The organism is Streptomyces sp. Y309 (genome assembly GCF_056712025.1).
On record NZ_CM160048.1, the window covers coordinates 5,891,354 to 5,915,524 of the forward strand.

At 71.5% G+C, this 24,171-nt stretch carries 18 protein-coding genes; 7 read left to right on the plus strand and 11 right to left on the minus strand.

What is annotated here, in order from left to right:
• Positions 1–17 precede the first annotated feature (17 nt).
• The 9 genes from AC0KTA_RS24180 to AC0KTA_RS24220 form a co-directional block, all read right to left on the minus strand.
• The gene (locus AC0KTA_RS24180; RefSeq protein WP_481050315.1) at positions 18–1,802 is read right to left on the minus strand and encodes an IucA/IucC family protein; all 1,785 of its coding nucleotides are present in this window, start codon (positions 1,800–1,802) and stop codon (positions 18–20) included.
• Positions 1,799–2,374, minus strand: coding sequence for a GNAT family N-acetyltransferase (locus tag AC0KTA_RS24185; RefSeq protein WP_481050316.1), 576 nt, complete (start codon positions 2,372–2,374; stop codon positions 1,799–1,801). The genes AC0KTA_RS24180 and AC0KTA_RS24185 overlap by 4 nt, the downstream gene beginning before the upstream one ends.
• Positions 2,371–3,606 carry a lysine N(6)-hydroxylase/L-ornithine N(5)-oxygenase family protein gene (locus tag AC0KTA_RS24190; protein WP_481056544.1) on the minus strand — a complete coding sequence of 412 codons (1,236 nt, stop codon included), beginning with the start codon at positions 3,604–3,606 and terminating at the stop codon, positions 2,371–2,373. Before AC0KTA_RS24190 ends, AC0KTA_RS24185 begins: the two co-directional genes overlap by 4 nt.
• 64 nt (positions 3,607–3,670) lie before the next feature.
• Complete coding sequence (locus AC0KTA_RS24195; RefSeq protein ID WP_481050317.1) at positions 3,671–5,113, minus strand: pyridoxal phosphate-dependent decarboxylase family protein; 1,443 nt, start codon at positions 5,111–5,113, stop codon at positions 3,671–3,673.
• Positions 5,114–5,393: 280 nt separating this feature from the next.
• Positions 5,394–6,437: an ABC transporter substrate-binding protein gene (locus AC0KTA_RS24200; protein ID WP_481050318.1), complete on the minus strand. Its 1,044-nt coding sequence runs from the start codon at positions 6,435–6,437 to the stop codon at positions 5,394–5,396.
• Positions 6,438–6,580: 143 nt separating this feature from the next.
• Complete coding sequence (locus tag AC0KTA_RS24205; RefSeq protein WP_481050319.1) at positions 6,581–7,741, minus strand: acyl-CoA dehydrogenase family protein; 1,161 nt, start codon at positions 7,739–7,741, stop codon at positions 6,581–6,583.
• Between the two features lie 5 nt (positions 7,742–7,746).
• Entirely contained in the window at positions 7,747–8,727 is a 981-nt protein-coding gene (locus tag AC0KTA_RS24210) for a hydroxymethylglutaryl-CoA lyase (RefSeq protein WP_481050320.1), read from the minus strand.
• Positions 8,724–10,790, minus strand: a complete 2,067-nt coding sequence (locus AC0KTA_RS24215; RefSeq protein ID WP_481050321.1) for an acetyl/propionyl/methylcrotonyl-CoA carboxylase subunit alpha — start codon at positions 10,788–10,790, stop codon at positions 8,724–8,726. The genes AC0KTA_RS24210 and AC0KTA_RS24215 overlap by 4 nt, the downstream gene beginning before the upstream one ends.
• Positions 10,791–10,810: 20 nt before the next feature.
• On the minus strand, positions 10,811–12,427 hold the full coding sequence (locus tag AC0KTA_RS24220) for a carboxyl transferase domain-containing protein (RefSeq protein WP_481050322.1): 1,617 nt from the start codon (positions 12,425–12,427) through the stop codon (positions 10,811–10,813).
• Positions 12,428–12,510: 83 nt separating this feature from the next.
• Between AC0KTA_RS24220 and AC0KTA_RS24225 the strand changes: the two genes are divergently transcribed.
• From AC0KTA_RS24225 to AC0KTA_RS24235, 3 genes are all read left to right on the plus strand, one after another.
• Complete coding sequence (locus AC0KTA_RS24225; RefSeq protein ID WP_481050323.1) at positions 12,511–13,104, plus strand: SACE_7040 family transcriptional regulator; 594 nt, start codon at positions 12,511–12,513, stop codon at positions 13,102–13,104.
• Between the two features lie 201 nt (positions 13,105–13,305).
• Complete coding sequence (locus AC0KTA_RS24230; protein WP_481050324.1) at positions 13,306–14,463, plus strand: acyl-CoA dehydrogenase family protein; 1,158 nt, start codon at positions 13,306–13,308, stop codon at positions 14,461–14,463.
• 8 nt (positions 14,464–14,471) lie between these two features.
• Positions 14,472–15,383, plus strand: a complete 912-nt coding sequence (locus AC0KTA_RS24235; RefSeq protein ID WP_481050325.1) for an acyl-CoA thioesterase — start codon at positions 14,472–14,474, stop codon at positions 15,381–15,383.
• A 42-nt stretch (positions 15,384–15,425) separates the two neighbouring features.
• On the opposite strand, the gene AC0KTA_RS24240 is transcribed toward AC0KTA_RS24235, so the two are convergent.
• Positions 15,426–16,220 carry a phosphatase gene (locus AC0KTA_RS24240; protein ID WP_481056545.1) on the minus strand — a complete coding sequence of 265 codons (795 nt, stop codon included), beginning with the start codon at positions 16,218–16,220 and terminating at the stop codon, positions 15,426–15,428.
• A 79-nt stretch (positions 16,221–16,299) separates the two neighbouring features.
• Entirely contained in the window at positions 16,300–18,309 is a 2,010-nt protein-coding gene (locus AC0KTA_RS24245; protein WP_481050326.1) for a PucR family transcriptional regulator, read from the minus strand.
• Between the two features lie 178 nt (positions 18,310–18,487).
• Here AC0KTA_RS24245 and AC0KTA_RS24250 point away from each other — a divergent pair, with 178 nt between their 5' ends.
• The 4 genes from AC0KTA_RS24250 to AC0KTA_RS24265 all read left to right on the plus strand — a co-directional run bounded on the left by AC0KTA_RS24250 (position 18,488) and on the right by AC0KTA_RS24265 (position 24,059).
• Positions 18,488–19,963 (plus strand): sodium:solute symporter family protein, encoded by a 1,476-nt coding sequence (locus AC0KTA_RS24250; protein ID WP_481050327.1) that lies wholly within the window; start codon positions 18,488–18,490, stop codon positions 19,961–19,963.
• Between the two features lie 265 nt (positions 19,964–20,228).
• Entirely contained in the window at positions 20,229–21,224 is a 996-nt protein-coding gene (gene speB / locus AC0KTA_RS24255; protein WP_481050328.1) for an agmatinase, read from the plus strand.
• Positions 21,225–21,336: 112 nt separating this feature from the next.
• Positions 21,337–23,034 (plus strand): thiamine pyrophosphate-binding protein, encoded by a 1,698-nt coding sequence (locus AC0KTA_RS24260; RefSeq protein WP_481050329.1) that lies wholly within the window; start codon positions 21,337–21,339, stop codon positions 23,032–23,034.
• A gap of 101 nt (positions 23,035–23,135) precedes the next feature.
• A complete protein-coding gene (locus AC0KTA_RS24265) occupies positions 23,136–24,059 on the plus strand; it encodes a serine hydrolase (protein ID WP_481050330.1) in 924 nt (307 codons plus the stop codon).
• The last annotated feature ends 112 nt before the right edge of the window (positions 24,060–24,171 follow it).

Genomic DNA, 24,171 nt, shown 5'->3' on the forward strand with positions numbered 1-24,171 from the left:
CGGAGCCCCACCCGGTCTCAGGCGATCGGGTTCTTGAGCGTCCCGGCCAATGGCAGCGCGCCCGCCGGATCGGCAAGGTCCAGCATCTGCTCGTTGTCGCGCAGCTGGAGCCGGTTCAGGCAGGACAGCGCGAACTCCGGCGCGAACAGGTCGTACTGGCGGAACTTGTCCGCGAGTTCGGGCATCGAGTGCTGGTAGTCGCGTACGCACTCGGCAACGGTCCGCCAGAAGGCGTCCTCGTCGATCAGGCCCGCCGTGACGAGGTGCGCGGACAGGAAGCGGAAGAAGCAGTCGAAGACGTCCGTGAAGATCGACAGAAGTTTGCGGTCCTCGGGCACCTCGACGCGAATCCGCTCGACCTCGGGCGGAAGCACCGCCGTCGGGTCCATCACCGCGATCTCCTCGGCGATGTCCTTGAACAGGACACGCTGCACGACGCCGTCCTTCAGGACGAGGATCACGTTCTCGCCGTGCGGCATGAAGACCAGGTCGTACGCGTAGAAGCTGTGCAGCAGCGGCGTCAGATAGGCGCGCAGGTAGCGGCGCAGCCACGCGGTGGGGGCGAGGCCCGAGCGCTCGATCAGGGCGGCCGCGAAGGACGCGCCGTCGCGGTCGGTGTGCAGCAGTGAGGCCATGGTGGCGAGCTGCTCGCCGTCCTGAAGAGACGGCACGGGGCTCTCGCGCCACAGTGCGGCGAGCATTTTGCGGTACGGCGAGTGGCGGTCGGTGGCGGCCTCGTACTCCAGGTGCCGGTAGCCGACGGCGGCGCGCTCGCGGATGATGCCGAGGCCGGTGGAGCGCAGCACGTCGTCGGAGGCGACGAGCGCGGCGAGCCAGTCGTTGATGGCCGGGGTGGCCTTCATGTACGCGGCGGAGAGCCCGCGCATGAAGCCCATGTTGACGACGGAGAGGGCCGTCTTCACATAGTGCTTGGCGGGGTCGGAGGTGTTGAAGAACGTCCGGATCGACTGCTGGGCCAGATACTCGTCGCCGCCCTCGCCCAGACACACCAGGCGCCGGTCGGCGACCTCGGCGGCGAAGGTGACGGACAGCTTGTTCCACCACTGCCAGGGGTGGGCGGGGACGAGGAGGTAGTCGGCGGGGTCGAGGTCCTGGGCGCGCAGGACGGCGTCGAAGCGGGCGAGCGCCTCCGCGCCCAGCTCGGTACGGAGGAACGACTCGTACTCCAGGCCCTGCCCGGCCGTGAACGCGGCCCGGTCGCGGCACGCGGCCAGCCAGATGAGCCGGACGGGGCTCGCAGTCTCGGGCGCGTACGACAGGTACTCGTGCACGCCGAAGCCGAGCCGCCCGTTGTTGGCGACGAAGCAGGGGTGGCCCTCGGCCATGCCGGTCTCGATCTCCTGGAAACCGGCGGCCGCGAGCTCGGCGGCGCTGACGTGGGGCTTGGCGAGCTTGAAGCAGGTGCCGGCGAGGGTGGAGGAGATCTCCTCCAGGTACACCGGAAGGACCTTGTCGCTCAGGCCGAGGGCGGCGCGCAGCTCGGTGAAGAACTCCAGGGCGTTCAGGGGGAGTTCGGTCCCGTCGCGGTGGCGGGTGATCGAGGCGGCGTCGACCTGCCAGTGGTCGAGGGCGAACAGGGTCGTGGCGAAGCGGTAGCGGGTCAGGCCGTCGTCGCTGCGTACGACGTAGCGGCCGCCGCCCAGCTCCTCGGGGTTCAGGAGCCGCTCGTGGGCGAACTCGGCGAGGGCCTTGCGGATGAGGAGCCGATTGGCCTCGGCCCAGCGCTCCGGGGTCAGGTGGTCCACGGCCGCGGACAGGGGGGAAAGGGGCGTGCGGGTCATGTCGTCGCTCCAAAGACTGCGTGCGGGCGGCTTGCGACCGCTCGGCGGATCACCGCCGCTTCGAACTGCTCGCGGGTGCAGAAGCTGAGCAGGGCGTCCTTCTCGGGCTTCTCGATCTCGCGCTCGGGCACGAAGCCGACGCTTTCGTTGAGGCGGTGCACCGCCGTGTTGCCGACGTCGGGCTCGACGACGACGCGGTGCGTGCGCGGGTCGGCGAACAGGTGCTCCATCACGGTGGTGATCACGGCCCGGGTGAACCCGTGGACGGGCCGGTCGGTCGGCGCCACCAGCAAGTGCATGCCGACGTCGCCGGGTTCGGGCTCGTACAGGCCGACGAGCTCGATGTACCGGGGGTCGTAGCGCTCCATCACGAAGGCGGGCTCGCCGTCGTGCAGACCGATGTACGCGTGGTGGTGCTCGGACGCCGCGATCCCCATGTACTCCCGCTCCACGTCCTCGAGCCTCGCGCCCTGCATCAGCCAGAAGGCGGCTTTGGGGTGGGTGACCCATGAGTGGATCAGTTCCGCGTCGGTGAACGGGTCGACCGGTCGCAGCGTGAGAGTCCCCTTCATACGGCGAACTCCTGGAAGGCGATGGACTTCTCCACCGGATAGACCTCGCGGCCGAGCAGCTCGCGGATGATGTACGCGTTGCGGTACGGGCCCATGCCCAGGTCGGGGCTGGTCAGCGCGTGGGTGTGGACGGCGGAGTTCTGGAGGAAGACGCCGCGGCCGGTGGCGTCGACGGAGTAGTTGCGGGCCACGTCGAAGCGGCCGCGGCCGTCGAAGCGCAGGTGCTCGCGCAGCGGCTCCAGGAAGGCGGGCGGGGTGTACCGGTAGCCCGTGGCGAGGATCAGGCCCTCGGTCGTCATCTCGAAGTCCTTGCCCTGCTCCTCCTGGCGCAGGCCGAGGGTGTAGACGCCGCCCGCGTAACGAGCCCTGGTAAGGGCCGAGTTGGTGAGCAGCCGGGTCGGCACGGGCCCGTCCAGATTCTTCTGGTAGAGCAGCTCGAAGATGGCGTCGACCAACTGCCCGTCGATACCTTTGAACAGGCTCTTGTGCTCGCGCTCCAGGCGGTAGCGGGTGTCCTCGGGCAGGGCGTGGAAGTAGTCGATGTACTCCGGAGAGGTCATCTCCAGGGTCAGTTTCGTGTACTCCAGCGGGAAGAAGCGCGGGGAGCGGGTGACCCAGTTGAGGCGGTAGCCGTGGACGTCCATCTCGCTGAGCAGGTCGTAATAGATCTCGGCGGCGCTCTGCCCGCTCCCGACGACGGTGAGGGAGTTCTTCTTCTGCAGCTCTTCCTTGTGCTGCAGATAGCGGGAGTTGTGGATGAAGTCGCCGCCGAGTCCCTTGCAGGCGTCGGGGAGGTGCGGCGGGGTGCCGGTGCCGAGGACGAGGTGGCGGGCGCGGAAGGTGTCGCCGGAGCGGGTGGCGACGACGTACGACTCGTTCTCGTACGCCACCCGAGTCACCGTCGTACCGAAGCGGACGGACGACAGTTGCGCGGCGGCCCAGCGGCAGTAGTCGTTGTACTCCCGGCGCAGCGGATAGAAGTTCTCGCGGATGTAGAAGGAGTAGAGCCGCCCCGATTCCTTGAGGAAATTCAGGAAGGAGTACGGGGACGCCGGATCGGCGAGCGTCACCAGGTCGGACAGGAACGGCGTCTGGAGGTGGGCGCCCTCCAGGAACATGCCCGCGTGCCACTCGAAGTCCGCCTTGGACTCCAGGAACAGGGCGTTCAGTTCGTCGAGGGGTTCGGTGAGGCAGGCGAGGCCGAGGTTGAAGGGCCCGAGTCCGATGCCGATGACGTCGTACGTCGTCCCGGACGCCGTCGGCGTCGTCGTGGTCTCCGGCTGCGCGTCGCGGAGGTCAGCAGGCGCGGTCAAGGTTCTCTCCCAGGAACTGCTCGGCGTGGCCGGCTATCAGATCGAGGACGGCGGCGATGTCGGCGGCGGAGGTCTCCGGGTTGAGGAGCGTGAACTTCAGGAACTGGCGCTCGCCCACCTTGGTGCCCGCGACCACGGCGTCACCGGAGGCGAACAGGGCCTTGCGGGCGTACAGGTTGGCGCGGTCGATGGCTGTCGGGTCGCAGATCGCCTCCGGGATGTAGCGGAAGACGAGGGTGGAGAGCTGCGGCTGGACCACGACGGCGAAGCGCGGGTCGGCGGCGATGAGATCGAAGCCCTTGGCCGCCAGGGCGCACACCTCGTCGAAGAGGTCACCGACGGCGTCGGCGCCCATCACGCGCAGCGTCATCCACAGTTTCAGCGCGTCGAAGCGGCGGGTCGTCTGGAGGGACTTGTCGACCTGGTTGGGGACGCGTTCCTGCGCCGCGCGCCGGGGGTTGAGGTAGTCGGCGTGGTACGTGGCGTGGCGCAGCGTGGCCGCGTCGCGAACGAGCAGAGCCGAGGAACTCACGGGCTGGAAGAAGGACTTGTGATAGTCGACAGTCACGGAGTCGGCGCGCTCGATGCCGTCGAGGAGGTGGCGCCGGGTGCGCGAGGCGAGCAGCCCGCCGCCGTAGGCGGCGTCGACGTGCAGCCACGTCCCGTACTCCGCGCAGAGCTCGGCGATCTGCGGCAGCGGGTCGATGGAGCCGAAGTCGGTGGTGCCCGCGGTGGCGACGACGGCCATGGGGACGAGGCCCTGGCCGTCGAGGCGGGCGAGCTCGCGGGCGAGCGCGACGGTCTGCATGCGCTTGTTCCGGTCGGTGGGGATCACCACGACGGCGTCCGGGCCGAGGCCGAGGGTTTTCGCGGCCTTCTGGACGCTGAAGTGACCGGCGTCGGAGGCGAGGACGCGCAGCCGGGCGGTGGAGTCGGCCTTGGCCTCCTCGCGGGCGAGCAGCAGGGCCTGCAGGTTGGACTGGGTGCCGCCGGAGGTGAACACGCCGTCGGCGGCGGGCCCGAGGCCGACGCGCTCGGTGGTCCAGTCGACGATCCGCCGCTCGATGAGGGTGCCGCCCGCGGACTGGTCCCAGGTGTCCAGGGAGGAGTTCACGGCGGAGAGGACGGCCTCGCCGAGCACGGCCGGGATGACGACCGGGCAGTTGAGGTGGGCGAGGTAGCGGGGGTGGTGGAAGTAGACGGCGTCGCGCAGGTACAGCTCGTCGAGTTCGTCGAGGGCGGCGACGGTGTCGTGCAGCGGGGTGTCGAGGTCGACGGCCTCGACGAGGGGGGCCAGGGTGTCGGCGGTGACGCCGGTGAACGGGCGGGAGGTGGTGGCGATTCTGGCCGCCACCCGCTCGACTCCTTCGGTCACGGAGGCGCGGTACCGCTCCGTGGTGGTGTCATTGAGCAGGTGCGAGCGCATGAACGGTCCTCCAGGTGAGGGGACTTGGTCGCGCCCCCGGGAACAGGGCACAGCAGGGAGGGCCCGGGGGCGCGACGTGGAACTTAGGTTAGCCTAACCTAAGTTAATCTCGCCTTCCCCTTTGGGTCCCTGTGCAACGCAAAGAGCCGCCCGGCTGCGGAGCGCAGCCGGGCGGCACTGGAATCGATTCGGGGGCGAGAGATTGAGCCCGTCCGGCGATTGAGGACGAGCAAGGCCGAAGGCCGCGATCAACGGCGCCCAAGGCCCACGGCCAGCCTACTCAGCCGACCCTCTTGGCCTTTTCGATGGCCTCCGCCAGGTCCTCGAGGATCGGGGCGCACTTGGCGTACGAGTAGATCGGCTCGGTCACGCGGGGGATGACCTGGCCGGCCTTGACGGCGGGCAGCTTCTCCCAGGTGGGCTTCTGCTTGGCCAAGGCGGCAGGCTGAATCGCCGAGGTCCGGTTGTCCATCATGATGACGTCGGCCTTGTACTTGTCGACGTTCTCCCAGGACAGGTTCTCGAACCAGCCGCCGCTCTCCTTGAGAGCCTTCGCCGGCGGCTCGACGAGGTTCACGCCGAGGGCCTTGAAGTACTCCAGGTCCGCGGAGAGGTTGGAACCGGAGACGTAGAAGATGTCCTGGCTGGCGGAGCCGACCAGGACCTTGATCTCCGGGCGGGACTTCGCGGCCTTGCGCAGCCGCTCCGCGGCGGCCTCGAAGCGCTTCTTCGCCTTGACGACCTTGTCGGCCCGGACGTCCGCGCCGAGCGTCTCGGCGAGGGTGAGCAGGCGCTCCAGGGGCTTGGTCATCTGGCGGTCGTAGACCGAGATGCCCACGCTCGGGGCGAGCTTGAGGATCTTGTCCTTGGACGCCTCGGGGACGTACCAGAGGGTGCCCGCGTCGTCGAACATCGTGGAGATGAGGACGTCCGGCTGGAGGCCCACGTACTTCTCGATGTTGAACTGGTCCCAGGCGTTGCCGAGGATCGTCAGCTTGCTGATGTCCATGTCGCCGGCCTGGACGTCCGGCTTGCCGTCCTTGGTCTTCGTCGGGCCGAAAACGCCCTTGACCTCGACGCCGTAGTCGTACAGCGCGGCGGCGACGCCCGTGAACGCCACGATGTTCTTGGGCGTCGAGTCCGTCTCGGCCGTTTTGCCGCGGTCGTCCTTGAAGGACCAGGCGCCGCCGTCCTTCGTGCCGTTGCCCGAGCCGCCCTTGTCCTTCTTCTCGTCCCCGCAGGCTGCGAGGACGGCCGTGAGGCCGAGGGCGCCGCCCGCGGCGAGCATGCCGCGGCGCGAGGGCTTGCGGAGGCTGTGGGGCATGGAGGGTCTCTGCTTTCGTACGGGGCCGCTGGCCGGAAGTGGTGCTTAGGTTAACCTAACCTTGCCTTCCGGCCTGCGGGGCCCCGGGCGACCGACGCGCTCGGCTGATCGCACACGCGACAGGCCGAGGCGTCCTGAAGGGGTCAGCTCGTGAGGCCCAGTTCGCGGGCGATCAGCATGCGCTGGACCTCGCTCGTGCCCTCGCCGATCTCCAGGATCTTGGAGTCGCGCCACATCCGGGCCACCGGGTACTCGTTCATGAAGCCGTAGCCGCCGTGGATCTGGGTGGCCTCGCGGGCGTTGTCGACGGCGACCGTCGAGGAGTGCAGCTTCGCGAGGGCCGCCTGCTTCTTGAAGGGCTCGCCCGCCACCAGGCGGGACGCCGCGTCGCGCCAGGCGAGCCGCGCCGTGTGCGCCTTCATCTCCATGTCGGCGATCTTGAACTGGATGGCCTGGTTCGCGCCGATCGGCCGCCCGAAGGCGTGCCGCTCCTTGGCGTACTTCACCGACTCGTCGACGCAGCCCTGCGCCAGGCCGGTGGCGAGCGCCGCTATGGCGACGCGGCCCTCGTCCAGGATGCGGAGGAACTGGGCGTAGCCGCGCCCGAGTTCGCCGAGCAGGTTCGCCCGCGGCACCCGCACGTCGGAGAAGGACAGCTCCCGCGTGTCCGACGCGTTCCAGCCGACCTTCGAGTACGGCGCCGCGACCGTGAAGCCGGGCGTGCCCGACGGCACGATGATCGAGGAGATGAGGGGCTTGCCGTCGTCCGTACGGCCCGTCACCGCCGTCACCGTCACCAGGCCCGTGATGTCCGTACCGGAATTGGTGATGAAGCACTTCGTGCCGTTGATCACCCATTCGTCCGTCGCCTCGTCCAGGCGGGCCGTCGTCCGCGTACCGCTCGCGTCCGAGCCGCCGTCCGGCTCGGTCAGGCCGAAGGCGCCCAGGGTCTCGCCCGAGCACAGCCGCGGCAGCCACTCCCGCTTCTGCTCCTCGGTGCCGAAGAGGTGGAGGGGCATGGCGCCCAGCGAGACGCCCGCCTCCAGGGTGATCGCGACCGACGAGTCGACGCGCGCCAGCTCCTCTAGGACGATGCCGAGCGCCAGATAGTCGCCGCCCATGCCGCCGTACTCCTCCGGGAACGGCAGGCCGAACAGGCCCATGCGGCCCATTTCGCGCACGATCTCGTACGGGAACTCGTGCCGCTCGTAGAAGTCGCCGATCTTCGGCGCGACCACGTCGTGCGCGAACTCCTCGACGGTGCGCCGGAGTTCCTCGTGTTCGGGGGAGAGGTGGTGGTCCATCGTTCTCACTGCTCCTTGTGGGAGAGGGCACGCACGGTGCGGGACGGGCTCGGTCGGCCCAGCTGGTCGGCCATCCACGCGCTGGTGGCGGTGAGACGGCCGAGGTCGACCCCGGTCTCGATGCCGAGGCCGTGAAGCATCCACACGAGGTCCTCGGTGGCGAGGTTTCCGGTGGCGCTCTTGGCGTACGGGCAGCCGCCGAGGCCGCCCGCGGAGGCGTCCACGGTGGTCACCCCGTGCTGCAGCGCCGCGAGGGTGTTGGCGAGCGCCTGGCCGTACGTGTCGTGGAAGTGCACGCCGACGCGGTGCGTGGGCACGCCCTGTTCGTTGAGGGTGGCGAGCAGTTCCAGTACGTGGCCGGGGGTCGCGACGCCGATGGTGTCGCCGAGGCTCAGCTCGTCGCAGCCCATGTCGAGCAGCGCCTTGCAGACGCGGACGACCTGGGCGATGGGGACGGCGCCCTCCCAGGGGTCGCCGAAGCACATGGACAGATAGCCGCGCACATGCACCTGGTCGTGCGCGTTCTCGGCCTCCTTCGCCCGCGCCACCACCGGCTCGAACATGGCCAGGGCCTCGTCCACCGTGCGGTTCAGGTTGGCCTTGGCGAAGGACTCCGTGGCGCTGGCGAACACGGCCACGCGGCGGGCGCCGAGCGCGAGGGCGCGGTCGAGTCCGCGGGCGTTCGGGACGAGGACGGGGAGGTGCACGCCGTTCGTTTGCGTGAGGTCGCCGAGCAGCGGGAACAGTGCCTCCGCGTCCGCCAGTTGGGGCACCCACTTGGGGTGCACGAAGCTCGTCGCCTCGATGGTGGTCAGGCCCGCGTCGGCCAGGCGGCGGATGAACTCCGCCTTGACCTCCGTGGGGACCGTGGCCTTCTCGTTCTGCAGGCCGTCGCGTGCGCCCACCTCGTGGATGCGGACGCGGGGCGGCAGGTCCTGGGTCGGTACGACCATGGGGAGGCCGCCGCTTGCTTCTTCGGTGGTCATGACGCGTCCTCCTCGGCGGTCTCGGTCCTGGTCTCGTCGGGGACCACCACGGCCAGGATCTGGTCCATGGCGACCGTGGTTCCCGGGGTGACGTCCAGTTCCGTGACGGTGCCGGCGTGCGGGGCGGAGATGACGTGCTCCATCTTCATCGCCTCGACGACGAGGAGGCTCTGGCCTGCGGCCACCTCGTCGCCGGTCGCCACCTTGACGACCGTGACGGTGCCGGGCATGGGCGCCGTCAGGGCGTCCACGCCCGCGTGCGCGGCGCCGGTGAGGGCGGCTTCCACGGGGTCGTGGTCCTGGACGTGCCAGGTGTTCCCGTCCTGGCCGAGCCACTCGCCGCTGTGGTGGAACGTGTGGGTGCGGCCGTGGTGGTGGAGGGTGACGGTGGTGGGCCCTGCGGGGGGCTCCCCAATCCCACCCCTTCCCGAAACTAGGGGGCTCCGCCCCCTAGAACCCCCGAGGTCGACCTCGACGTCCCCGTCAGGGGTGAGTCGGGTGCGTACGACCACGGGGTCGTGACCGGACACCCGCAGGTGATGCACGGTCCAGGCAGCTTCGCCGCCGAGCCGCCACCCATTGGGTACGGAAAACGGGTCCCGCCATCCGTCCAAGGTTGTGGGCAGTCGTCCCGCAGGGCGGGACGGGTGGGCACAGTCGACCCGCACCAACGCGGCCGCCCCATACACCTCAGCCGGAACATCCGCGTCCACCAAGGCTTCGGCCTCGCGCTCGACAAGCCCCGTGTCCAACTCCCCGGCCACCACCGCCGGGTGGGCAAGCAGCCGCCGCAGGAACCCCGCATTGGTCGGCACCCCGAGAATGACCGTTTCCGCAAGCGCCGCCCGCAGCTTGCGCAGCGCGGTCGCGCGGTCCGGCCCGTACGCGATGACCTTCGACAGCATCGGGTCGTACAGACTCCCGACCTCCGTGCCCTCGCTGAGCCCGGAGTCGGTGCGCACACCGTCGCCGGAGGGCTCGCGCAGGAGGACGACCGTGCCGCCGGAGGGGAGGAACCCCCGAGAGGGGTCCTCGGCGCAGATGCGGGCCTCGACCGCGTGGCCGGTGAGCGTGATGTCGTCCTGCCCGAAGGGCAGTTCCTCGCCCGCGGCCACCCGGAGCTGCCACTCCACCAGGTCGATCCCTGTGATCAGCTCCGTCACCGGGTGCTCCACCTGGAGCCGCGTGTTCATCTCCATGAAGTAGTACGAGGCCGGGTCGTCGCCCGGGACGATGAACTCGACCGTGCCCGCGCCGACGTACCCGCAGGAGCGGGCGGCCTCCACGGCGGCGGCCCCCATCGCGGCGCGCGTGGCCTCGTCGAGCAGGACCGACGGCGCCTCCTCGATGATCTTCTGGTGGCGCCGCTGGAGGGAGCACTCGCGCTCGCCGAGGTGCACCACGTTGCCGTGGGAGTCGGCGAGGACCTGGATCTCGATGTGCCGGGGGCGGTCGACCCAGCGCTCCACGAGGAGGGTGTCGTCGCCGAAGGAGGAGCGGGCCTCGCGCCGCGCGGCCGCGATCTCCTCGCCGAGGAGCGCGGCGTCGCGCACCAGGCGCATGCCCTTGCCGCCGCCGCCCGCGGACGGCTTGAGGAGCACGGGGGTGCCGATCTCCCGGGCGGCGTCGACGAGTTGGGCGTCCGTGAGGCCGCTGCCCGAGGAGCCGGGCACCACCGGCACCCCGGCCTTCCGCACCGTCTCCTTGGCGCGGATCTTGTCGCCCATCAGGTCGATCGCGGCGGCGGGCGGGCCGATGAAGGCGAGCCCGGCGTCGGCGCAGGCCTGCGCGAAGGCGGCGTTCTCGGCGAGGAAGCCGTAGCCGGGGTGGACGGCGCCCGCGCCGGACGCGGCGGCGGCAGTCAGGAGCCGCTCGGCCGAGAGGTAGCTCTCGGCGGCGGGGGCGGGGCCGAGCCGCACGGCCGTGTCCGCCTCGCGCACGTGCCGGGCGTCGGCGTCCGCGTCGGAGAAGACGGCCACCGAACGGACGCCGAGCGCCCGCAGCGTACGGATCACGCGGACGGCGATCTCGCCCCGGTTGGCGACAAGGACTGTCTCGAACATGCTCATTCCGTGTGTACCCCTCACATCCGGAAGACGCCGAAGCCGCGTTCGCCCAGGGGCGCACCGGCACACGCGGTCAACGCCAGGCCGAGCACCTGGCGGGTCTCCAACGGGTCGATGACGCCGTCGTCCCACAGCCGTGCCGTGGCGTAATAGGCGTTGCCCTGCTGTTCGTACTGTGCGCGGACCGGGGCCTTGAAGGCCTCCTCGTCCTCCTGCGACCACTCCTCGCCGCGTCCTTCGAGCTGATCGCGCTTGACGGTCGCGAGGACGGACGCGGCCTGCTCGCCGCCCATCACGGAGATCTTGGCGTTGGGCCACATCCACAGGAAGCGCGGTGAATAGGCCCGGCCGCACATGGAGTAGTTGCCCGCTCCGTAGGAGCCGCCAACCACGACGGTCAGCTTCGGCACGCGGGTGCAGGCCACGGCGGTGACCATCTTGGCGCCGTGCTTGGCGATGCCGCCCGCCTCGTAGTCCCGGCCCACCATGAAGCCGGAGATGTTCTGCAGGAAGACCAGCGGGATGCCGCGCTGGTCGCACAGCTCGATGAAGTGGGCGCCCTTCTGGGCGGACTCGGAGAACAGGATGCCGTTGTTCGCGACGATGCCGACCGGGTGGCCGTGGATGTGCGCGAAGCCGGTCACCAGGGTCTGCCCGAACTCGGACTTGAACTCCGCGAAGCGGGAGCCGTCGACGACGCGGGCGATGACCTCGCGTACGTCGTAGGGGGTGCGGGAGTCCGTCGGCACGGCGCCGTACAGACCGAGCGGGTCGACCTTCGGCTCCTCGACGGGGCGGACCTCCCAGGGCATGGCCCCGCGCGCGGGCAGCGTCGAGACGATCGTGCGGACGATGCGCAGGGCGTGCGGATCGTCCTCGGCGAGGTGGTCGGTGACGCCGGAGACGCGGGAGTGGACCTCGCCGCCGCCCAGCTCCTCGGCGGTCACGACCTCACCCGTGGCGGCCTTCACCAGGGGCGGGCCGCCCAGGAAGATCGTGCCCTGATTCCGCACGATCACGGCTTCGTCGCTCATCGCGGGGACATACGCCCCGCCCGCCGTGCAGGAGCCGAGCACCGCCGCGATCTGCGGGATGCCCGCGCCGGACATCCGCGCCTGGTTGTAGAAGATCCGCCCGAAGTGCTCGCGGTCGGGGAACACCTCGTCCTGCATGGGCAGGAAGGCGCCGCCGGAGTCCACCAGGTAGAGACACGGGAGGCGGTTCTCCAGGGCGACCTCCTGCGCGCGCAGGTGCTTCTTGACCGTCATCGGGTAGTACGTCCCGCCCTTGACCGTCGCGTCATTGGCGACGATCACGCAGTCGCGCCCGCTGACCCGGCCGATGCCCGCGATGACGCCGGCGGCCGGGGCGTCGCCGCCGTACATGCCGTCGGCCGCGAGCGGGGCCAGTTCGAGGAACGGCGAGCCGGGGTCGAGGAGGGCGTCCACGCGGTCGCGCGGCAGCAGCTTGCCGCGTGCCACGTGCCGCTGCCGGGCGCGCTCGCCGCCGCCGAGGCGGGCCGCCGCGAGTTTGCCGCGCAGCTCGTCGGCGAGGGCGCGGTGCGCCGCCTCGTTCGACCGCCAGGCGTCCGAGGCGGGGTCGGCCGCGCTCGCGAGGACTGGTGCCTGTTGCATCCGCTGTGCTCCCACTGTTAGTGAGCGTTAACGTATGTCATTCAGGTTAACGAGCGCTAACCGCCCTGTCTAGAATTGCTTCCATGGCCACCAGGACCGACGCCCCCACCCGCCGCGAGCAGATCCTCAAGGAAGCGGCCCGGCTCTTCGCCGAGCGCGGCTTCCACGGAGTCGGCGTGGACGAGATAGGGGCCGCCGTCGGGATCAGCGGGCCCGGCCTGTACCGGCACTTCGCCGGCAAGGACGCGATGCTCGCCGAGCTCCTCGTGGGCATCAGCGAGCAGCTGCTGCGGGGCGGCGAGCGGCGGGCCGCGGAGGCCGCGGGGTCGCCCGGCGCCGCGCTCGACTCGCTCATCGAGGGGCACATCGACTTCGCCCTCGACGACCGGCCTCTCATCACTCTCCACGACCGGGAGCTGGACCGCCTGCGGGACAGCGACCGCAAGCTGGTGCGGTCGCTGCAGCGGCGGTACGTGGAACTGTGGGTGTCCGCGGTGCGGGGCGTGTATCCGGGACTTTCCGAGGTGGAGGCACGGGCGTCCGTGCACGCGGTGTTCGGGCTCCTGAACTCGACCCCGCACCTCGGGCGCCCGGGGGCGCTGCCGGGCCGGGAGGGGATGGCGGGCCTGCTGAGCAGGCTGGCGCACGGGGCGCTGGCGGCGGCGGGGGAGAACTGAGTCCCGGCCGGAGGAATATCAGCCCGGCCGGAGGAACATCAGCCCGTCCGGCGTTTGAGGACGAGTAGGCCGAAGGCCACGATCAAGGGCACGGTGGCCGACGGTCACAGATTGTGCCCTGGACGGTCACCGGAACCCGCGGGTAACCTCGGGCTGAGCAAGCGCTTAGTAAAGCGTGCCGTCGTGAGAGGGAGTCAGGCCGTGAGGCGTACCGTCTTCAACGAGGACCACGAGGCATTCCGGGAGACCGTCCGGGCCTTCATCGAGGCCGAGGTCGTCCCGGTGTACGACGAGTGGTTCGCGGCGGGCCAGGCGCCCCGGGACTTCTACTACAAGCTCGCCGACCTCGGCGTATTCGGCATCCGCGTAGACGAGGAATTCGGCGGCGCGGGCATCGACTCGCACAAGTTCGAGGCGATCATGTACGAGGAGACGGCCCGCGCGGGCGTCTCCTTCGGCGGCTCCGGCGTGCACGTGCTGCTCGGCCTGCCGTACATCGAGATGCTCGCCACCGACGAGCAGAAGAAGCGCTTCCTGCCGAAGTTCGTCTCCGGCGAGGAGATGTGGGCGCTCGCCATGACCGAGCCTGGCACCGGCTCCGACGTCGCCGGCATGAAGACCACCGCCAAGCTCTCCGAGGACGGCACGCACTACGTCCTCAACGGCGCCAAGACCTTCATCACCGGCGGCGTGCACGCCGACCGCGTGATCGTCTGCGCCCGCACCTCCGCCCCGCGCGAGGACGACCGCCGCTTCGGCATCTCGCTCTTCGCCGTCGACACCAAGTCCGCGGGCTACTCCGTCGGCCGCAAGCTCGACAAGCTCGGCCTGAAGGTCTCCGACACCGCCGAGCTCGCCTTCGTCGACGTCGAGGTCCCGGTCGAGGACCTGCTCGGCGAGGAGAACAAGGGCTTCGGCTACCTCGGCCACAACCTCGCCTCCGAGCGCTGGGGCATCGCCTTCGGGGCGTACGCGCAGGCCAAGGCCGCCGTCCGGTTCGCCAAGGAGTACGTCCAGGAGCGCAGCGTCTTCGGCAAGTCCGTCGCGTCCTTCCAGAACACCAAGTTCGAACTGGCCGCCTGCCAGGCCGAGGTGGACGCCGCGGAGGCCGTCGCCGACCGCGCCCTGGAAGCCCTCGACGCGGGCGAGCTGACCCCGGCCGAGGCCGCGTCCGCGAAGCTCTTCTGCACCGAGGTCGCGCACCGCGTCATCGACCGCTGCCTCCAACTGCACGGCGGCTACGGCTTCATGAACGAGTACCCCATCGCCCGCCTGTACGCCGACAACCGCGTCAACCGCATCTACGGCGGCACCAGCGAGGTCATGAAGATGATCATCGCCAAGTCGATGGGGCTGTAACCGGCAGCATGGGCAAGGAACTTCAGGACCTCCTCGACCTGCTCGACCTCGAGCGCGTCGAGGAGGACATCTTCCGGGGCACGAGCCGCCCGTCCCTGGTGCCGCGCGTCTTCGGCGGGCAGGTCGCGGCCCAGGCCCTGGTCGCCGCGGGCCGCACCGTGCCCGAGGACCGTTCCCCAAGCTCTCGGCTGCGCTCGAGCAGGGGAGGCCCCACTGCCCATTCGCTGCACGCCTACTTCCTGCGGCCCGGTGACCCCGGCGCGCCCATCGTCTACACCGTCGACCGCATCCGCGACGGCCGGTCCTTCACCACGCGCCGCGTCGTCGCCGTGCAGCACGGCCAGCCGATCTTCCACCTCTCGGCGTCCTTCCAGACGTACGAGGAGGGGCTCGACCACCAGACCTCGATGCCGGCCGCGCCCGACCCGGAGACGCTGCCCACGGCCGCGGAGGCGCTGCCGCGCGATCTGCCGCCGGACGTCGCCCGGAGGCTGATCGAGGCGCGCGCCGCCGTCGATCTGCGGTACGCCGACGCGCCGCCCTGGGCGTCCGTCGGGCGGCCCCGGGAGCCGCACTCCCAGGTGTGGTTCCGCACCAACGGCAAGCTCGGCGGGGCGGACGCCGGGTCCTTGCTGCACGTCTGTCTCGCCACGTACGTCTCCGACATGACGCTGCTCGACTCCGTGCTGCTCGCCCACGGGCGCGGGGGGTGGGCCGTCGGGGACGTGGTCGGGGCCTCGCTGGACCACGCGATGTGGTTCCACCGGCCGTTCCGGGCGGACGAGTGGCTGCTGTACGACCAGGAGTCGCCCTCGTCCGGGGGTGGGCGAGGCCTGGGGCAGGGGCGGATCTGGACGGCGGACGGACGGCTGGCCGTCACCGTCATCCAGGAGGGTGTCGTGCGGGTGCCTCGGGGCTGAGGGTCCCCTCTGGGGTGTGGGGGTTCCGGCCGCTCCGCGGCCTCAGCTCTGCGTCAGGCCCGCTGCCTCCAGCAAGTACGCCGTCAGCGGGTCATAGAACCGCGGACTGGTCACGTGGTCGTCCAGGGGGACCGTGACCTGGACGGTGCCCTCGGCCTCGCCGATGAAGAGGGCGGGGTCGTTGCAGTCCGCGTAGCCGACGGAGTCGATGCCGCGCTGGCCCGCGCGCCCGGCCCAGCCGTGGTCGGCGACGACGAGGTCGGGCAGTGGCCGGTCCTCGCGGAGGAGGCCGTCGAGGATCGCGTTCATCGGCTCCGGCGAGTGGGTGTGCCACAGCGTCGCGCCGCGCTCCAGGACGGCGACGTCCGCGAACTGGAAGACGAAGCCCTCGTCGGCCGTGAGTCCCTCCGGGATGACGACGATCTCGCAGCCCTCGGCGCGCAGCGCGGCGGCCGTCGCGCGGTGCACGTCGAGGAGCCCGCCGGGATGGCCGGTGGCGAAGAGGACGCGCTCCTTGGCGGCGGCGGCCTTGCGCAGGCGGGCCGCCATCCGGTCCAGGGCGTCGACCGTCAGCTCCGGGTCGATGGTGTCCTGGCCCTGGCGGTGCTCGGGGTCGTCGATCACGCCGCAGCGCTCGGCCATCACCGCGAGGACGTCCTGCTCGTCGCTCCAGCGGTCGCCGAGCTCCAGGCCCAGCCAGTAGTGGCGGTCGCCGTTCGCGAGCCTGCGGTAGTGGGAGAGGTTGTTCTCGCGGGGCGTCGCGACGTCGCCGGCGATACGGGTACGGACGAGGTGCTCGACGAGCGCGGCACGGCTGGGTATCGGCATGCGTCCCATTGTGCCGTCGGCGGCGGGCGCGGGGCGGGCCGTCCCGTAGGCCGGACCTGTGCGGCGACTCACGTTCAGGGGGCGGCGCTCACCCCCGCGGGCCGGTGCGGCCGAGGGCGAACCACAGCTCCATGCGGACGTCGGGGTCGTCGAGGTCGGCGTCGAGCAGGGCCGCGCAGCGGGTGATGCGCTGGCGGACGGTGTTGCGGTGCACGGAGAGCGCGGCGGCGGTGCGGTCCCAACTCCCGTGCAAGGAGAGCCAGGTGCGCAGCGTCTCGGTGAGCGGAACGCTGCCGCCGAGCGGTCCGAGCAGCTCCCGCGCGTGGGCGTCGGCCTCGGCGGGCGCGACGAGCCCGGCGATCCCGCTCTCGCGATGCCGCACCAGCGCCACCCGCGCCGCCTCGGCCCGCCGCAGCGCCCGCCCGGCCTGCCCGTCGGCGGCGGGCAGCCCCGCGACTCCGGCGGGCGCGGAGATGCCGAGCGTCCAGCCGCTCTGGGGGGCGGGGTCGCGGTCGGCGGGGAGGAGGAGGCGTACGAAGTGGGGGGTGGCGGGCTCGGCGGGGGCGGGGCGGTCGGCGTGGGCGTTGTCGGCGCTACGGGTGCCGGGGGCGTCGCCGCTGTCGGTGCCGCGGGCCGCAGGCGTGGAGTGGGCCGTGTGGCCGCCCCGGGCGTGCACGCCGTCGTCGGACTCCGCGTGGCCGTCGACCAGGGTGCTGCCCAGGGCCGCCGCGAGGGCCGCCGGGGTGGGCGGGGGCTGCTCGCGGTCGCCGTGGCGTACGCGTGCGTGCACGACGGTCCACCGGTCGGCGCCGAGCAGCGGTGCCGCGTCGGCGGGGGCCGCGCCGAGCAGCAGCCGCACCAGTGCCGCGGAGCGCGCGGACTCGGCGGCGCCCTGGTGTGGCGCGGTCAGCAGGGAGAGCAGTACGGCGGCGACGCCGGTCACCGTGTGGTCGCCGGGCTCCCGCTGCCGTGTGGCGACCCCGAGCGCGAGCCCGTGCGCCCCGGCGAGGGCGTAGGCGGCGAGGTGGGTACCGGCGATGGTGTCGGTGGCGGAGGCGGGGGCGGGCCGAGGGTTCCCGGCCGCCCCGGCCGCAGGCCCAGGGCTCCCGGCCCGGGCGGCCGTCCGGTCCGGTGCACCAGTGGGCCCCGGCCGCGCGGTGGACGCGGCCGGAGGTTCGGAAGCGGGCGGGGCGGCGCTTCTCGCGTCCCCGGCTCCCGCCCCGCCCGCGTACTGCGCGCCTCCGGCTGCGGCCCCGCTCGCGTACCGCGCGTCCCCGGCTCCGGCGCCGCCCGCTTGCCCCGCGTCGCGCGTGCGCGAGCCGCCCGGCTCGGGCCTGTGGGGTCCAGGGGCTTGCCCCTGGTTGAGGGAAGGGGTGGTCCGGGGGGAGCCCCCGGCAGGGTTCACCACCCCCGCAAGACGGACCAGCCCCGCCAGGGCCTCCGGTCCCGGCTCCGGCCCCGCCGACTGTGCGGGGGTGCCGTCGGGGCCGTACAGCGCCGCGTACCCGCCGAGGCGTGCCGCCAGTTGGCGCAGCAGGGCCGGGACCGGGTCGGGGCGGGCCGCCGCGGCCGCGAGGCCCTGTTGGGCCTGGGTGACGCGGCGGAGTTCGGCGTGCCGGGCCTCGGTCATGAGCTGCCACACCGCGCGGGCGATCCCGCTGAACGTGGTGCGCGGCGGCACTTCGATCAGAGGGAGGCCGTACCGCTCGCAGGCGTCCGCCAGCGCCCGCGGCACCGTGTCGTGCACCGGGGCCACCCCGAAGCCCAGCGCGGCGCCGCCCGCGGCCACGATGCGGGCCACATAACCGTCCAGGTGGGCGTCCGCGTCCGCCGCCGGGACGTGCACCCCGGCCGTGAGCAGCAGCTCGCCGCCCAGCAGATACGGATACGGATCGGCCATCTCCGAGGTGTGCACCCAGTGCACGACGGCCCCGGTCTCCGCCGCGTCCGGGCCCGCGATCTGCCGCAGGCCGAGCTCCTCGCGGGCCAGCAGGGCGGTCAGCGGGACGGGCGGCGTCGGCGGGACCGTCGGGGTCGGGGGCGTCGCCGACCCCGCACCGCCGCCGTCGGGGTTCGGGACCATGGACAGTTCCTCCATCCGCGGCTCGGAGAGTGTAGGAAACGTACACTTCAGCGTCGCTTTCCGGCCACCTAGGGTCGTGCCGACCGGGGCCTCGGGTACGGGCGGATGTCCCCGCGGCCGGTCACCGCAGCGTCACCGCAGCACTCCACCCGCACGACACGCCACTGACCGAGCGCGCAAGGAGGCCCCCCTTATGGCCGTCGACTACACAGTGATCGTCGTCTATCTCGCCGGGATGCTGGCCATGGGCTGGTGGGGCATGCGCCGGGCCAAGTCCAAGAGTGACTTCCTCGTCGCGGGCCGCCGCCTCGGTCCCTGGATGTACTCGGGCACGATGGCCGCGATCGTCCTCGGCGGCGCCTCCACCATCGGCGGCGTCGGCCTCGGCTACACCCACGGCCTGTCCGGCGCGTGGATGGTGTTCACGATCGGGCTCGGCCTGCTCGCCCTGTCGATCTTCTTCTCGGCCCGCATCGCGCGCCTGAAGGTCTACACGGTCTCCGAGATGCTGGATCTGCGGTACGGCGGGCGGGCCGGTGTCCTGTCCGGTGTCGTCATGTGGGCCTATACCCTGATGCTCGCCGTCACCTCGACCATCGCGTACGCCACCATCTTCGACGTCCTCTTCGACATGAACCGCACGCTCGCCATCGTCATCGGCGGCTCCATCGTCGTCGCGTACTCCACGCTCGGCGGCATGTGGTCCATCACGCTGACGGACATGGTGCAGTTCGTCGTCAAGACGGTGGGCGTCCTGCTGCTGCTCCTGCCCATCGCCGTCGTCAAGGCCGGCGGCTTCGGCGCGATGCGCGACAAGCTGCCCGACGAGTACTTCGCGCCGCTCGGCGTCGGCGGCGAGACGATCTTCACGTACGTACTGATCTATACGTTCGGCATGCTCATCGGGCAGGACATCTGGCAGCGCGTCTTCACCGCGCGCAGCGACAAGGTCGCCCGGTACGGGGGGACCGTCGCCGGTACGTACTGCCTCGTGTACGCCCTCGCCGGTGCCGTCATCGGGACGGCCGCCAAGGTCATGTACCCCAAGCTGCCCAGCGCGGACGCCGCCTTCGCCACCATCGTCAAGGACGAACTGCCCATGGGCGTACGGGGGTTGGTGCTCGCCGCCGCCCTCGCCGCCGTGATGTCCACCTCGTCCGGGGCGCTCATCGCCTGCGCGACCGTTGCCAACAACGACATCTGGGCGCGGGTCCGGGGGGCTGTGCGCGCGGGCGCGGATGACGGGGAGCCGCACGACGAGGTGAAGGGCAACCGCCTCTTCATCCTCGTCATGGGCGTCGCCGTCATCGGCGTCTCCATCGCCCTGAACGACGTCGTCCAGGCGCTGACCGTCGCGTACAACCTGCTCGTGGGCGGGCTGCTCGTGCCCATCCTGGGCGGGCTGCTGTGGCGGCGGGGGACCGGGGCCGGGGCGCTGGCCGCCGTCGTCGCCGGCGGGGTCTCCGTGATCGGGCTCATGTGGTGGTACGGCATCCTCGCCAACGAGCCCATCTACTACGGGCTGTTGACCTCGCTCGTGGTGTACGTGGGCGTGTCGCTGGCCACGCCTCCGACGGATGCGGTGACGCTTGCCGCTTGGCGGGAGCGGGTCGCTGGGCGCGGGGCCGAGCCCGAGGCGGCGGCGCCGGAGGCTTCGGTGACGGCATGAGAAGTCCCCAAACCACCCCTTCCCAGAAACCGGGGGCTCCGCCCCCGGACCCCCGCTCCTCAAACGCCGGAGGGGCTGAAATGTGCCGGTACATATCCAGCCCGTCCGGCGTTTGAGGACGAGCCGCGAAGCGGCGATGGCGGGGGTCCAGGGGGCGGCAGCCCCCTGGTTGCGGGAAGGGGCGGGCTTGGGGAGCCCCCGGCAGGGCCCACCGCCGCGCAACACTTGACCACGTAAGACATGCACCACCAGGAGGAACCCGACCATGAGCAGTGTCCCGACCGAGCCCCGTGGGCCCGTCGACTCCTCGCGCGTCCCGCGCTACGCGGGTCCGGCGACGTTCGCCAGGCTGCCCCGCCTCGACGAGGTGGGCAGGACGGACATCGCCGTCGTCGGCGTCCCCTTCGACACGGGCGTGTCCTACCGCCCGGGCGCCCGCTTCGGCGGCAACGCGATCCGCGAGGCATCGCGGCTGCTGCGCCCGTACAACCCGGCCCAGGACGCGTCCCCCTTCGCCCTGGCCCAGGTCGCCGACGCCGGCGACATCGCCGCGAACCCGTTCAACATCAACGAAGCCGTGGAGACGATCGAGGCGGCGGCCGACGACCTGCTCGCGACCGGCGCCCGGATGATGACGCTCGGCGGCGACCACACCATCGCGCTGCCGCTGCTGCGGTCCATGGCGAAGAAGCACGGCCCCGTCGCGCTGCTGCACTTCGACGCGCACCTGGACACGTGGGACACGTACTTCGGGGCGGAGTACACGCACGGCACCCCGTTCCGCCGGGCCGTGGAGGAGGGCATCCTCGACACCGAGGCGCTCTCCCACGTCGGCACCCGCGGCCCGCTGTACGGCCGCCAGGACCTCACCGACGACGAGAAGATGGGCTTCGGCATCGTCACGTCGTCGGACATCTACCGCCGCGGCGCGGACGAGGTCGCCGACCAGCTGCGCCAGCGCATCGGCGACCGGCCGCTGTACATCTCCATCGACATCGACTGCCTCGACCCGGCGCACGCGCCGGGGACGGGCACGCCGGAGGCCGGTGGCATGACGTCCCGCGAGCTCCTGGAGATCCTGCGCGGGCTCTCCTCCTGCAACCTCGTCTCCGCCGACGTCGTGGAGGTCGCGCCCGCCTACGACCACGCCGAGATCACGGCCGTGGCCGCCTCCCACACCGCGTACGAACTGACGACGATCATGTCCCGGCAGATCGCCGCGAACCGGGCCGCCGCCGACGCGCAGCAGACCGCGAAGTGACCCCGCGCCGCCGGGCCGCCGCCGATGCTCCAGGCACTCCGCGGCGGCCCCGCGGCCCGCGTATGGCGATGCAGGGCGCCGCGCCCGCGCGCGCGACGGAAGGATGACCGACATGACCCATGACCACGACATCGTGCTGCGGCCCACCGCCGCGCAGACGCACGCCGCCCTGAATCCCCCGCCGGGACGCAACGGCGGCGACCTCGTCGTAGAGACCCTGCAGGGCCTCGGCGCCACCACCGTGTTCGGCCTGCCCGGCCAGCACGCGCTCGGCATGTTCGACGCGCTGCGGCGCTCGTCCCTCACGTACGTCGGGCTGCGGGTCGAGAACAACACCGGCTTCGCCGCCGACGCGTACGGACGGATCACCGGCGAGGTCGCGCCGCTGCTCCTGTCGACGGGGCCCGGCGCGCTCACCTCGCTGGCCGCGCTCCAGGAGGCGGCCGCCGGATCGTCGCCGGTGCTCGCCATCGGCAGCCAGATCCCGGTCGCCGGGCTCGGCGGCGGGCGCCACGGCTATCTGCACGAACTGCGCGACCAGCAGGCCTCGTTCCGGGACGTGGTCAAGTCCGTCCACACCGTGCGTACGCAGTCGCAGATCCCGTCCGCGATCGCCGCCGCCTGGCAGTCCGCGCTCACCGCGCCGCACGGGCCGGTGTGGGTGGAGATCCCGCAGGACGTGCTGCTCGCCGAGACCTCGCTGCCGGTCGTCACCGCCGTCGACGCGACACCCGACGAGGTCGTGCCCCGGCCCGAACTCACCGCCGTCGCCGCCGACTTGCTGGTACGGGCCGAGCGCCCCGCGATCATCGCGGGCGGCGGTGTCGTACGCTCCGACGCCTCGGGGAAGCTGCGCGCGCTCGCCGAGCGCCTGAACGCGCCCGTCGTCACCACCTTCGGCGGCAAGGGCGCCTTCCCCTGGGAGCATCCGCTCTCGCTCCAGTCCTGGCTGGAGGACCGGCACACCACCGACTTCCTGGAGGACGCCGACGTCCTGCTGGTCGTCGGGTCCGGCCTCGGTGAACTGTCGTCCAACTACCACACGTTCAAGCCGCGCGGCCGCGTCGTCCAGATCGAGGCCGACCTCGGCAAGCTGGAGTCCAACCACCCGGCGCTCGGCATCCACGCCGACGCCCGGCTCGCCCTGTCCGCCCTCCTGGAGACTCTCCTGGAGACCGGCGCCGAGCGGCCCGACCCGGCGGCGCCGGAGCGGGTACGGCGGGTCCTCGCGGCCGTCCGCGAGCGCATCGACGGCCAGGGGCTCACCCTCGAACAGGACGTCCTCGCCGCCGTGCGGGCCGCCCTGCCCGACGGCTCCCCGTCCTTCTGGGACATGACGATCCTGGCGTACTGGGCCTGGTCCGCCTTCGACGCGCGGCGGCCCAACACCATGCACTCCGCGCAGGGCGCGGGCGGCCTCGGCTACGGCTTCCCGGCCGCCCTCGGCGCGGCCGCCGCCGATCCGACGCGGCCCGTGCTCGCCGTCTCCGGCGACGGCGGCGCGATGTACTCGATCGCCGAGCTGGCCACGGCACGGCAGTACAACCTGGACGTGACCTGGCTGATCGTCGACGACGGCGGCTACGGGATCCTCCGCGAGTACATGGCCGACGCCTTCGGCGAGGCGACCGGCACGGAGCTGGCCCGGCCGGACTTCGTGGCGCTCGCGGAGTCCTTCGGGGTGCCGGGCGTGCGGACGTCCCCCGAGGCGCTCAGGGACGACCTCGCGAAGGCGCTCGCGCAGCCGGGGCCGAGCGTGGTCGTGCTGCCCGCGGTGCTGCGGATGTTCGCGCCGACGCATCTGACCTGAGGTTTTTTCTCCTTCACCGTGCAACCTTCACCGGGGTCGGTGAGTCATGTGAAACGCGTGCGCTGGGGGCGCACGCGTGTCCGACTACGGGGGGAACCTCCATGACGCACCGAATATCCCGGCGTACCCGCGTGCTGAGCGCGAGTGCGGCCGTCGCCGTCCTCGCGCCGCTCACGGGGGCGGCCGTCGCCAGTCCGGCCGCCGCCGCGACGCCGCAGGTCACGTGCACGTCGCAGCAGCCGGAGCTGGCGAAGAAGCTCAAGAAGGACATCGCCGCCGCGCTGAAGAACCGCAAGGGCACCATCGCCGTCGGCCTGCACGACCGGTCCACGAAGACCACCTGCACCCTGCGGCCCACGACCGCCTTCGACTCGGCGAGCGTCGTGAAGGTGACCGTCCTCGCCACACTCCTGTGGGACGCGAAGAAGTCCGACCGGTATCTGACGACGCGCGAGTCCAACCTCGCCACCGCCATGATCACCAAGTCGGACAACAACGCCACCAGCACCCTGTGGCGGCAGCTCGGCGCCACCAAGGTGAAGAAGTTCCTGGCCGCGGCCAAGATGACCAAGACTGTGCCGGGGTCCGGCGGCTACTGGGGCCTCACCCGGATCAACGTCACCGACGAGCAGAAGCTGCTCGCCCTGATCACCGGCAAGAATGCCGTGCTCAGCGACAACGCCCGCGCGTACATCCTGAAGCTGATGAACAAGGTCGTCCGCGACCAGCGCTGGGGTACGCCGGCGGGGGCGCCCTCCGGCGTCAAGACGTACGTGAAGAACGGCTGGCTGCCCCGGGCCACGCACGGCTGGCGCGTGCACAGCGTCGGCGCCTTCAAGGGCGGCGGCCACGACTACACGATCTCCGTGCTCACGCACGGCAACAGCAGCATGAACTACGGCGTCGACACCATCCAGAAGGTCTCGAAGGCCATCCACAAGGACCTGACGCCCCGGGTCGCGGCAACCCAGCGCTACACCCCGACGGACACGCCCAAGGAGGCGATGGTCCCGGCGCCGCAATAGTCCGCTGCGGTAGTTCGCCGGACTCGGCGCCGTCGTGGTGCTCCGCCGCTTCGCGGCGGATTTCCCCCGCCCACCCGCCCCTTTCGAGGCGGGTGGGATCCGGGCACGTGAT